The sequence below is a fragment of the Hydrogenivirga sp. genome (assembly GCF_056450045.1).
This window is the reverse complement of record NZ_JBWONM010000139.1, coordinates 1-11,170: the sequence shown is the minus strand read 5'-3', so window position 1 is coordinate 11,170 and position 11,170 is coordinate 1. Positions and strand designations below refer to the sequence as shown.

The following is an 11,170-nucleotide window of genomic DNA, read 5'->3' as shown; positions in this document are numbered from 1 at the left end:
ATTTTATTTTATCTGTTTTTTCAAAGATACCTTTCCATTCTTTCTTTGCTCCCTCAAAAAGTTCGGAAATGACCGAATAAGTTGTCTTTGAGTCTTTGTATTTTCTAAATTTTAATTCTTTATTCTTCCTGCTTTTTGCTTCCCACTCATCAAATAACTTAGCGTAAATTAATTTGAAAATCTCATTAAAGCTATCAACACCAGAATTTGCCAACACCAGTTCTTCAAGTAATTCAATAATTTCTCTAAGTGATTTCTTCTTTTCTTTAGATTTTTTCTCTAATTCTTCAAGAGTCCACTTTCTACTTAAAACAATATCTGCAACCTCAATTGCTGGATTTTTAGTATCTTTAACCTCTAAATATTCTGTATATGTGGGTATATCTGGTAAGTTATCATCAAACTCCTTTGGGTAAGGTCTGTAAAGGATAGTTATTTCTTTCCCATTTACCGCTACACCAATTGGTGAGCCTTCAGCATTCAAATAACTTTTAAGCTGAGGAATATTTAGTTTTTCGTGAGGTGCTTTAACCTCAACTATTATCCATGGAGTTATCCCATCTTCTTGGTATACGACAATATCAGCTCTCTTTTTTTCCCTACCAAAGCTTACCTTTTCTTCAACTTTGATTTTATCTTTTGGATAACCGTAATTATCTGTTAGTTCAAAAAGAAATAATTGTCTTACTATCTCTTCGGGTCTTTTCTGATTTTTGTTTTCATCCAATACCAGTTTTTCTTTTCCGTAGAAGTCATGACTTTTTATATACCATTTGCCTTTATTTTTCTCATATATTTTAAGCTTATGTAAGTGATTAGCCAATAATGGCAATTCTGTTTCAGCGTTTGGAATTATTTTGTTTATGATTTTCATATTTTCATCCATCTTTCTCATCTCCTTAATATGATTTCGTTCTTATTTTTGAATATCTCTAAGGTAGGTTGCAGAATTTCTGCTAAATCGTTCATATCCGAACTATGCAACTAAAATGGCTCCGGGGGAGGGACTCGAACCCCCGACCAGGTGGTTAACAGCCACCCGCTCTGCCGGCTGAGCTACCCCGGATGCAAAGGTTAATTTTATCCCCCTACCTTTTAAAAATCAAGGTCGTAGTCCTCTTCGGAGAACTCTCCCTCCTCCTCAAATATCTCCTCCTCGCTCTCACCTACAGGGCTTGCAAGGGGAGCGAACTTGGCGAACTCCTTTACGAAGGCTACCTTCACAACACCTGTCGGTCCCTGTCTCTGCTTGGCAACTATTATCTCCGCTATGCCCTTCTCTTCCGGAGAGGGGTTCTTCTTGTAGTACTCGGGTCTGTGGAGGAAGATTATTAGGTCCGCATCCTGCTCTATCTGCCCTGACTCCCTTAGGTCCGCAAGCTGGGGTCTCCTGTCGCTCCTGTGCTCAACCTGCCTTGAGAGCTGGGCGAGAGCTAAGACAGGTATTGAGAGCTCTTTGGCGAGCGCCTTGAGGTTCCTTGATATCTCCGCCACCTCCTCCTGACGGGAGGATTTCCTTGCCGGAGAACGGAGCATCTGCAGGTAATCAACGGCAACGAACTCAACGCCTTTCTCCTTTTTCAGCTTTCTCGCCTTTACCCTTAGCTCGGTTGTGGTCAGAGATGGGGTATCGTCTATGTATATCTCAGCTTGAGAGAGATCAAGGGCTGCGGTGAGGAGTCTCTCCCTCTCCCAATCGGTTATGAAACCCGCTCTGAGCTTCTGAAGGGGAATCTCCGCCATGCTTGAGAGGAGCCTCATAACGAGCTGCTCCTTGCTCATCTCAAGGGAGAATATTGCCACGGGCTTTTCTTCCACGAAGGCTACGTGGCTCACGAGGGTCAGCATAAAGGAGGTCTTACCCATTCCCGGTCTTGCGGCGAGAACCACGAGGTCGGAGGGATGGAAGCCTGTCGTCATGACGTCAAGCTCGGTGAAGCTGGTTGATAACCCTGTCACGAGCCTCTCTGTCTTCCTGAACTGGTCAATCATCTCCACCACCTGTTTAGCCACCTCCTTTATGTGGTGGTAGTGGGTTACGGTGGTCTTTTCCGATATCTCAAATATCTTTGACTGGGCTATCTCAATGATAGTATTGAAGTCCTGAAGGTCCTTGACATCCTTTATGAGCTCCATTGAGAGCTCAAGGACAGCTCTCAGACCAGCCTTCTCCTTAACTATGCTGCAGGCTGTCTCCAGGGTGCTCAGGGGTGCAGCCTCCTCGTATATGCTCAGTATCCAGTCAAAGGGGAGCCTGTCCTCAAGACCCTCCCTCCTTATGAAGTCCCTCAGGACAACCTCATCCCAGTTGTTGCCGTGCTCCTGCCAGAGCTTGACTATCGTTCTGAAGAGGAGTTTGTGCTCTTCTATGTAGAAGTCCTCCTCGTTCAGGTACTCTAAGACCACTGGTATGTTGTCGGGATCGGCAAGCATAGTCCCAAGGACCGATCTCTCTGCGGACTCATCGTGAGGAGGCTTTACGTTAAGAGATATCATAGTAATAGATTAATCCTTTACCGCCGTCACCTCCACCTCTATCTGGGCGTTCAGCGGTAGCTCCTTCACACCAACGGTGACCCTCGCTGGCTTCACCTCCACACCCTCAAAGAAGCTTTCATAAAGGGAGTTGAGCTCAGAAAACCTCCCGATGTCGGTGAGGTATACAACCACCTTCACTATATCCGACCTTTTATAGCCAGCCTCTTTAAGTATGGCGTCTATGTTCCTGAAGACCTGCTGTGCCTGATCCTTGAAGTCATCAAGGAGCACACCCCTCCCGGGGTCTATCCCTATCTGACCGGACAGGTAGAGGGTGTTATCCACCTCAATGGCTTGAGAGTAAGGTCCTACCGGCTTTGGAGCCCTATCGGTAAGTATCCGCCTTCTCATCGGAAAAATTATAAAGGGGAAGGAGGGGCTGGATGGAGGGACTTAATCAACAGGTTTTGCGTCTATAACGTCGTCCCCGCCTTCCTTCTTCTCTCCTTCAGAGCCAGCCTGCTTTCCTGCACCCTCGTATATCTGCGAGCCTATCTTGGAGGAGGTCTGGAGTACCTTGTCCATCACAGCCTTTATCTGCTCAGCGTTCTGTGCCTCCTGCATAACCTTCTTAGCCTCCTCAATTACCTCCTGAGCCTCCTTAACCTGGTCCTCGGGTAGCTTGTCCTTGTTTTCATTCACTATCTTCTCAAGGTTGTAAACGAGCTGGTCAAGTTGGTTCTTCGTCTCTATGAGCTCCTTCTTCTTCCTGTCCTCTTCAGCGTGAGCCTCAGCTTCTTTTACCATCTTCTCAATCTCTTCCTGCGTGAGTCCCGAGGAGGGCTGTATCCTTATTGACTGCTCCTTGCCCGTTCCGAGGTCCTTTGCGGTAACGTGGAGTATTCCGTCGGCGTCTATGTCAAAGCAGACCTCAATCTTGGGAACACCCCTCGGTGCAGGTGGTATGCCCGTGAGGTAGAACTTTCCTAAGGACTTGTTGTCCTTTGCAAGGGGTCTTTCACCCTGAAGGACGTGTATTTCAACCTCTGTCTGATAGTCGGAAGCTGTCGTGAAGACCTCGCACTTCTTGTAGGGTATTGGCGTGTTCCTCGGGATGAGGACCGTCATCACACCTCCGTAGGTCTCAACTCCAAGGGAGAGGGGTGTAACGTCAACGAGGAGTATCTCCTTGACCTCCCCGGAGAGAACACCAGCCTGTATCGCGGCTCCAACGGCTACGACTTCATCGGGGTTCACCCCCTTGTGGGGTTCTTTACCGAAGAACTCCTTTATCCTCTGCTGGACGAGGGGAATCCTCGTGGAACCTCCCACGAGAACAACGTCGTCTATGTCCTGAGGGCTGAGCTTCGCATCCTCAAGCGCCTTCTTGACTATGTCCATAGTCCTGTCTATGAGGTCCTTTATCATCTCCTCAAGCCTTGCCCTCGTGAGTTTCCTTTGAAGGTGGAGGGGCTGGTTCGTGTTGGGGTCTATGGTTATGAAGGGAAGGTTTATCTCCGTTTCAAGCTTGAAGGAGAGCTCCTTCTTAGCCTGCTCGGAAGCTTCCTTCAGCCTTTGGAGTGCCGTCTTGTCCTGCTTCAGGTCAATTCCGGTCTCCTTCTTGAACTCATCAATGAGCCACTCCATTATCCTCTCGTCTATGTTCGCACCGCCAAGGTGGGTATCACCGCTCGTTGCCTTGACTTCTATAACACCCTCTCCTCCCTCAAGGATTGAGACGTCAAAGGTTCCTCCACCAAAGTCGTAAACGAGTATCTTCACATCGCTCTTCTTGTCCAGTCCGTAAGCCAGAGCCGCTGCGGTCGGTTCGTTGAGAATTCTAAGGACCTCAAGTCCCGCTATCTTACCCGCATCCTTCGTAGCCTGACGCTGTCTCTCGTTAAAGTATGCGGGAACGGTTATAACCGCCTTGGTTATCTTCTCACCTATGTAGGCTTCCGCCGCCTCCTTGAGCTTCCTTAGAACGTGTGCTCCCACCTCCTCAGGTCTGACGAGCTTTCCTGCGTTGGGAACATCAAAGGCTGCATCTCCCTTCTCATCGGCAACCACCTTGTAGGAGACCCTCTTTGCCTCCTCCTTAACCTCTTCGTACTTTCTACCTATGAACCTCTTTGACTCGTATATCGTGTTCTCTGGGTCAAGAACAGCCCTCCTCTTTGCAGGCTCTCCCACGAGTATCTCCTTCTCCTTCGTCCAGGACACGACAGAGGGCGTGAGCCTTGAACCCTCCTGGTTGGGAATAACGACCGCCTCATCCCCCATCATAACCGCAACGACGGAGTTCGTTGTCCCCAGGTCTATACCAAGTATCTTCTCCGCCATCTTTTCACCTCCTTTCCTTTCTGTGGTGATTATTTTAAACCTTTAGTCTTTTCGTGTCAAGTTTTATAAAAACAATCTTATTAACCATTGATGGGGACAGAAAACACCTTCGGTAATATGGAGGAAGCCTTAAAGGACTCAGTCCTTCTTGACTACGGAGTCTATCAGCTTGTCAACATCAAGTATCTCCATCAGACCGTGTTCGGTCTGGGCTACGTGGCTAACAAACTCGCTGTACCTGCCAGCCATCGGATTCGGCTCAAACCTCTCCTGGGGGATTCTAACGACACCAACGATCTCGTCAACGAGGACACCAGCCTTGCCGTGGGCTGAGTCAAGAACAATTATCCTCGTAGGCTCCCTCGTTTCGGAAAGCCCGAGGAGCTGTTTGAGGGACAGAACGGGGATTATCTCCCCTCTGAGGTTTATCACACCGACAACGTAGCTCGGTGTGTAGGGAACTCTGACCGTCTCCATCGTCTTTGATATGGTTAGTATCTTCTTGAGGTTTATTCCGATAAGCTCGCCCTCCAAGGAAAAGCCGAGGAACTCTTCCACACCCGTGAGGGCTACCTCAGGCTTGGTCTCTCCCGTTGGAACTATGTCAGCCATAACACCACCTCACACAAGAGAAATAGACCTCATCTCCCTCCTGAGTATCCCATCAAGGTCAAGGATAAGGACTACCTTTCCGTCTCCTGTTATGGTCGCTCCCGATATGCCCTGAACCTCACCTATTATCTTGCCAAGGGGCTTCACCACAACCTCCTCATCACCGAACAGGTCCTCAACGGTGAAGGCGACCTTCTGACTCCCCACCTGAGAGACTATAACGTAGCCAACGTCGCTCCCCCCCATCTCAAGAGCCTCGCCGAGGTTTATCAGAGGTATGGTCAGCTCCCTGAGTATGAGAACCTCCTTTCCGGAGACGGTCGTTATCTGGGCGTCCTCTCCCTGGATTATCTCAAGGACCGAGTATATAGGTATCGCGAAGAACCTTCCGTTTACGGACACGAGAAGCGAGCGTATTATGCCCACGGTAAGGGGGAAGGAGAGGGTTATCCTTGTCCCCTTTCCTCTCTCCGTCTCTATATCAATGGTTCCCCTGAAGGCGGAGACGGTGTTCATGACAACGTCCATCCCCACACCCCTTCCCGAGACCTGAGAGACCCCCTCCGCTGTTGAGAAGCCCGGATGGAATATAAGGAAGAGGACATCCTTCTCGGTCATCTTCTCAGCCCTGTCGGGGCTTATTAGACCCTTTTCAAGAGCCTTCTGCTTGACCTTCTCCACATCTATTCCTCTCCCGTCGTCCGCTATCTCTATGAATATCCTGTCCCCGTGGTAGTAGGCGCTGAGCTTAACCATTCCCTTCCTCGGCTTTCCGAGTCTTTCCCTCTCGTCGGGGGGCTCAATTCCGTGGTCAACGGCGTTCCTTATGAGGTGTATTAGGGGCTCCTCAAGCTTCTCCAGAACCGTCTTATCCATCTCCGCATCTTCACCCTCAAGGACGAGCTCAACCTCCTTGCCGAGCATCCTTGCGAGGTCCCTCACAACCCGCGGGAACTTTTGGAACAGGCGCTTTACGGGTTGCATCCTCGTTTTCATAACGGCGAGCTGAAGGTCTCCAACTATCCTGTCCAAGGAGGACATGACTGTCTCAAGGTCATCAACGGTCTTTGACCTGTACTCTTCCTGAAGCCTCTGAAAGACCCTCAGGAGCCTGTTTCTCTCAAGTACGAGCTCACCCACAAGGTTCATGAGGTCCTCTATCTTGTTCACGTCTATTCTGAGGACCTTTTCCCCTTCGGTCTTTGGCTGGGGCTTCCTCTCGGGCTTCTCCTCCTTCGGAGCCTCCTTGACCTCCTCTTGCTCCTCCTTGGCTACCTCATCAGCCTTCTCTATTCCCTTCTCCTCAACGGGCTCTTCAGGTTGAGGAGCCTCTCCCTTTGCCACGAGCCTGTCAAGGGCTTCTATAAGCTCTGTAGGTCTCTCATCGGGGGGAAGGAGTATCAGCTCCTCAAGGACTTCCTCTATGGGCTTTCCCTTCAGGTGAGAGAAGCCGAACCTTTCAAGGAGCTCCTCCAGAGAGCCTTCTTCTTCTCCCCTTTGGGGTGCTGCCCCTCCCTCTTGGAGGCTTCTTAGCTTGCTTACAAGCTCAGAGGGAACCTCAACCTCCTCTCCAGCTTCATATCTCGGAAGGGCGGAGCGTATGAAGTCAACCGCCTCAAGGATGGCATCATTTATCTCCGGTGTTAAGGTAAGCTCACCGCTTCTCAGCTTACCCAGAACGTCCTCCGCTGCGTGGGCTACCTCAACTATGGCGTTAAGTCCAAGGAAGCCAGCTCCTCCCTTGAGAGTGTGCATAGCTCTGAAGGTGGCGTTGAGGAGTTCTTCGTTCTTTGGGTCTTTCTCAAGCTCTAAGAGATTCTCCTCAACCTTCTGTAGGTTCTCTTCAGCCTCAACAACGAACTCGTTGAAGATCTCTCTCATATCATCGCTCATCATGACCCTTCTCCTCTATGGGCGAGCTTGTCCACCATCTCAAGGAGCTCCGCAGCGTCAAACTTGACTATGAAGCCATCGGCGTGAACCCTGAAAGCCCTCTGCCTGTTTGATTCATCGCTCAGGGTTGTGTTAACTATTACTGGAAGACCCATGAGTCCGGGCGTCTCCTTTATCTTCTTCGTGAGGGTCAGTCCGTCCATGTTGGGCATCTCTATATCGGTTATAACGAGCTGAATGTAGTCCGTTATCGGTCTGTTTTCACCCTTAGCCCTCTCAAGGTATTCGTTTAGGGTGTTCCAGGCCTCAAGCCCGTCTTCAGCCATGATAACCTTGTGTCCTGCGGATTCAAGGATGTCCCTTATTATCTTTCGTGCTATGGCAGAGTCCTCAGCTATGAGGATGGTGTAGCTCTGCTTTGTCTCCTTCGCCTCCTCCTTAGCCTGAGCTTCGTGGAAGACCTTAAGGAGACCTATGTCATGGAGTATCCCTTCAAAGTCAAGGATTATGAGTAGTCCATCCTCGGTATCAACAACCCCTGTAATCCTCCCTCCCAACTTCTGGTTAAGGGTGTCGGGAGCCTTCTTTATGTCCCTCCAGCTTATCCTCCTTATCCTCTTTGCATCGTGGACAATGACGCCTACGTTCTCCCTTAAAAACTCAAGGTGGAGGAGAAACTTCTTCCTCTCGGAAGGCTCCTCTATACCCATCCATCGGGCTAAGCTGACCACGGGAACGAGCTTACCCCTTATCTCAGCCATACCCTCAACTTCAGGTGGCATGTTGGGTACCTTGGTTACCTTGGGCATGCGCAGGACTTCCCTTACCTTAGCCACGTTAACTCCAAATATCCACTCGTAAACGCCTTCGGGTCTGTCCTCATAAATCCTGAAGTCAACTATCTCAAGCTCATTCTTACCAGTCTCCAATATGTCGGGCAGTGCATGGGGACTTTTCTCAGGATTCATCCCCTTCCTCCTTAAGAGCCTCGGAGAGCCTGTCCACTATATCTTTTATCTCCTTGGAGAGCTTGGAGGTGTTGTCGGCGAGCTTACGGAATTCGGAGGCGACGACGGCAAATCCCTTCCCTGACTCCCCGACCCTTGCAGCCTCTATCGCCGCATTGAGGGCAAGGAGGTTAGATTGCTTGGCTATCTTCATCAGGCTCTCGGTAAGCCTTGAGAGCTCCTCCATGTACTTATCACACTCAACACTCTTGCTATCCGCCATAGCTTTCCTCCATAGGGATCACGCTCTTTGACACTCCAATTTAAGTTTATCAAGATTATCCACTATTTTGGATGCCACCTCTTTGACCCTTATGAGCTTGTTAGCTGCCTCCTCAAGTTTGCCCGCTTTCTTGAGTTCGTATATCTCCCGTGCAAGCTTATGAAGCTCTATGTGAGGCTGTTCTATATCTTTAAAACTTTGGAGATAGCCGCAATTCTCTTTACCAACAGAATAGTACCACTTCCCTAAGTAGCACTGGGTGTGGTCAACGAGCTCAGAGGGGTCCATCTCAAGCTCACCTTCCATAAATTTTAGAAGCTTGAGCTTCCACATGTTGTGGGCTATCTTCGCCTTCTCTATGCTAAAGGCATCCAGCTGGAAACGCTGTATATCCTCCAACAGAGACTTTAACCTTTCTATAGTCTCATTGGCTACCTGCTTCAGCAGATGGGCTTTCTCTTTTTCTTCCTCAGCAAGCTTGTCAATCTCTGCAGCTGATTGGGCAAGTTGACTTGCGGTACTTGATTCTTCCTCGCCAGCTGTAGCGAGGGCTGATATCCTCTCTTCAACCTCATTTATCTTTTCAGCCAGCTGAGATACCGCCTCACTTGCCTTCTCAGAGGCTTCCATACCCGATTGGACAGTCTCAAGTATCTTTGATATGAAGCTTACTGCCTTAGATGTAGATTGCCCTATACCTTCTATTATCTCAATTATGTCTTTTGTTGAATCTGAAGTTCTCTCCGCAAGCTTCCTTACTTCATCTGCAACCACAGCAAACCCCCTTCCTGCCTCTCCAGCTCTTGCAGCTTCTATTGCAGCGTTTAGGGAAAGCAGGCTTGTTTGTTCAGCTATGGAGTTTATAGTTCCAGTAATCTCTCCTATTCTATCCACAGAACGCTTGAGCTCCTCTATAACCTCCGAGTACTTCTGAACAGAATCGTATATGTATTTCATGCTTTCTATAAGGTCATTGAGTATCCTGCTGTTTTCCTTAAAGGCGGAGTACATGTTTTCCACGAGCTCTTTTGCTCCCACTATGTTCTCAGCATTCTGCCTAACTATCATGGAAAACTCTTCAGCTGATGTAGAAACCATGCTAATATTGTCGAACAGCTGATTAAAATTCTTCTCAAGACCATAAGCAACATCGGTCAGGACAATAGCCCTATCAGTTAGGTCTGACGAGGCGGAATAGGTCTTATTAAGCATATCCCTCAGTTTTTGAACAAGGACGTTAAAGCTTTCATAGAGATTTTTATACTCTCCCTCCTTTACATCAAGGCTGATGGTAAAGTCCCCTTTGCCAAGCTTCTCCATAGCCTCAGAGAGGTCCCTTATAACGTCCTCTACAGCCCTTGCCCTCTCTTCTATCTTCTTGCGGACAAGCTCTTTTATCTGCGGGTAGAAGTCTGATAGGTCCTTTGTGGGGTCGGTAAAATCTATCTGGTTAACATCTACATCCACATCTTTAAGGAAGTCAAAGAAGAAGGCATCAAAAACGCTCTGTATATCGTAGATGAAAACCTTTGTTATAGCCGTCAGAGCCTTTGAGCGAAAACCCGGTTTGAAACGAAAGGCTTTTTCAAGGTATTTGGCTATCAAACTAACATATATAGAGTAGCTGCCCACATACCACTTCATAGGAAGGTCAAGAACATTATGAACACTTCCTATCTTGAGTCTCCTCTCAAAGTAAGGGACTCCAAAGTTGCCTCCCCTTTTTGCTTCCTCAAATATATCAAGGAAGTACTGGAGCTGATTTCTCTCTAATTGAGCCCTCAGAGACTCTAGAGATATCCCCTTTTCTTTTGCAACTTTCTCCATAAAACTTCTTGTCTCTGGGAAGCTAAATTGAACATCGTAAAATTCTTTAATTATACGCGGTCCGTACTCCTTAGCCCACGAATAGAGCTGGGAGAGGACAGCTACATCTTCGGCGCTGAATCCCATAAACTCCTTACGGAGCCTGAGATTTTCTTCTGTTATACCGTACATGACCATGGCTCAGCTCCTCCACTGTCTCAACGGCTCTACTTATAGTATAACGGAGCATGTATAATTTTTTTCATGGCGGATGAAGAGTTCCTATCTCAGGAAGAGATAGATATGCTCCTTCAGAGCCTTGGAAAGGAAGAAGAAGAAAAAGTAGAGGAAGTAAGCTACAAACCCTTTAATATAAACGAGCTTGAAAAGATATCCCCTACAAGACTCATCAGACTTGAGCAGGTGATAAACACCTGGATCGCAAACGCGACCCCCGAGCTTAGGGGGATGATATTTAACCTTGACAACATATCCCTTTCGGAGGTCAAAACGGAGAAGATATCCGACTTCGTTCTCAAGATTCCCCTCCCAGCTGCGATAGCCCTTCTGAACGTGGAAGCTCTGGGGGGAAGGATGTATATGGTTATAGACACACGGCTCATATACACCGTGATAAGCATAATCTTCGGGGGTCCAGCCCAGCCCTATAAGGTTGAGGGCAAGAGCTTTACCAAGTTTGAGCTGAAGGTCATAAATAACCTCGTTGATATACTTGTTAAACACCTAAACGATGCATGGATTGCGCTTGTTAAAGAAGGGAGCATAGAGTTCGCTGGTTTTGAAGACA

The 11,170-nt window shown here is 48.3% G+C and carries 10 protein-coding genes and 1 tRNA gene; 1 reads left to right on the top strand and 10 read right to left on the bottom strand.

The window, feature by feature from the left end:
* The 10 genes from AC1HCM_RS05840 to AC1HCM_RS05795 form a co-directional block, all read right to left on the bottom strand.
* On the bottom strand, window positions 1-886 hold an 886-nt coding region (locus AC1HCM_RS05840; RefSeq protein ID WP_479460832.1), incomplete at its 3' end, for a type I restriction enzyme HsdR N-terminal domain-containing protein.
* 104 nt (window positions 887-990) lie between these two features.
* Window positions 991-1,066 (bottom strand) — tRNA-Asn (locus AC1HCM_RS05835).
* Window positions 1,067-1,095: 29 nt separating this feature from the next.
* Window positions 1,096-2,496, bottom strand: a complete 1,401-nt coding sequence (gene dnaB, locus AC1HCM_RS05830) for a replicative DNA helicase (protein ID WP_479460831.1) — start codon at window positions 2,494-2,496, stop codon at window positions 1,096-1,098.
* 9 nt (window positions 2,497-2,505) lie between these two features.
* Window positions 2,506-2,889, bottom strand: a complete 384-nt coding sequence (locus AC1HCM_RS05825) for a Rid family detoxifying hydrolase (protein ID WP_479460830.1) — start codon at window positions 2,887-2,889, stop codon at window positions 2,506-2,508.
* A gap of 42 nt (window positions 2,890-2,931) precedes the next feature.
* Complete coding sequence (dnaK, locus tag AC1HCM_RS05820; protein WP_479460829.1) at window positions 2,932-4,821, bottom strand: molecular chaperone DnaK; 1,890 nt, start codon at window positions 4,819-4,821, stop codon at window positions 2,932-2,934.
* Window positions 4,822-4,959: 138 nt separating this feature from the next.
* Window positions 4,960-5,433, bottom strand: coding sequence for a chemotaxis protein CheW (locus AC1HCM_RS05815; protein ID WP_479460828.1), 474 nt, complete (start codon window positions 5,431-5,433; stop codon window positions 4,960-4,962).
* Window positions 5,434-5,442: 9 nt separating this feature from the next.
* Window positions 5,443-7,326, bottom strand: coding sequence for a chemotaxis protein CheA (locus AC1HCM_RS05810; protein ID WP_479460827.1), 1,884 nt, complete (start codon window positions 7,324-7,326; stop codon window positions 5,443-5,445).
* Window positions 7,326-8,294 carry a chemotaxis protein CheW gene (locus AC1HCM_RS05805; protein ID WP_479460826.1) on the bottom strand — a complete coding sequence of 323 codons (969 nt, stop codon included), beginning with the start codon at window positions 8,292-8,294 and terminating at the stop codon, window positions 7,326-7,328. Before AC1HCM_RS05805 ends, AC1HCM_RS05810 begins: the two co-directional genes overlap by 1 nt.
* Window positions 8,284-8,556 (bottom strand): methyl-accepting chemotaxis protein, encoded by a 273-nt coding sequence (locus tag AC1HCM_RS05800; RefSeq protein WP_479460825.1) that lies wholly within the window; start codon window positions 8,554-8,556, stop codon window positions 8,284-8,286. The genes AC1HCM_RS05805 and AC1HCM_RS05800 overlap by 11 nt, the downstream gene beginning before the upstream one ends.
* An 18-nt stretch (window positions 8,557-8,574) precedes the next feature.
* The gene (locus AC1HCM_RS05795; protein WP_479460824.1) at window positions 8,575-10,560 is read right to left on the bottom strand and encodes a methyl-accepting chemotaxis protein; all 1,986 of its coding nucleotides are present in this window, start codon (window positions 10,558-10,560) and stop codon (window positions 8,575-8,577) included.
* A 66-nt stretch (window positions 10,561-10,626) separates the two neighbouring features.
* On the opposite strand from AC1HCM_RS05795, the gene AC1HCM_RS05790 reads away from it, so the two are divergent.
* Window positions 10,627-11,170, top strand: a 544-nt coding sequence (locus AC1HCM_RS05790) for a flagellar motor switch protein FliM (RefSeq protein WP_479460823.1), incomplete at its 3' end; no start/stop codon positions are given.

What these genes read in the sequence shown, in the direction of transcription:
- AC1HCM_RS05805 (WP_479460826.1), bottom strand. Translation starts at nt 8,294, where the DNA reads ATGAATCCTGAGAAAAGTCCCCATGCACTGCCCGACATATTGGAGACT.
- AC1HCM_RS05795 (WP_479460824.1), bottom strand. Translation starts at nt 10,560, where the DNA reads ATGGTCATGTACGGTATAACAGAAGAAAATCTCAGGCTCCGTAAGGAG.
- AC1HCM_RS05810 (WP_479460827.1), bottom strand. Translation starts at nt 7,326, where the DNA reads ATGAGCGATGATATGAGAGAGATCTTCAACGAGTTCGTTGTTGAGGCT.
- dnaK (WP_479460829.1), bottom strand. Translation starts at nt 4,821, where the DNA reads ATGGCGGAGAAGATACTTGGTATAGACCTGGGGACAACGAACTCCGTC.
- AC1HCM_RS05825 (WP_479460830.1), bottom strand. Translation starts at nt 2,889, where the DNA reads ATGAGAAGGCGGATACTTACCGATAGGGCTCCAAAGCCGGTAGGACCT.
- dnaB (WP_479460831.1), bottom strand. Translation starts at nt 2,496, where the DNA reads ATGATATCTCTTAACGTAAAGCCTCCTCACGATGAGTCCGCAGAGAGA.
- AC1HCM_RS05815 (WP_479460828.1), bottom strand. Translation starts at nt 5,433, where the DNA reads ATGGCTGACATAGTTCCAACGGGAGAGACCAAGCCTGAGGTAGCCCTC.
- AC1HCM_RS05800 (WP_479460825.1), bottom strand. Translation starts at nt 8,556, where the DNA reads ATGGCGGATAGCAAGAGTGTTGAGTGTGATAAGTACATGGAGGAGCTC.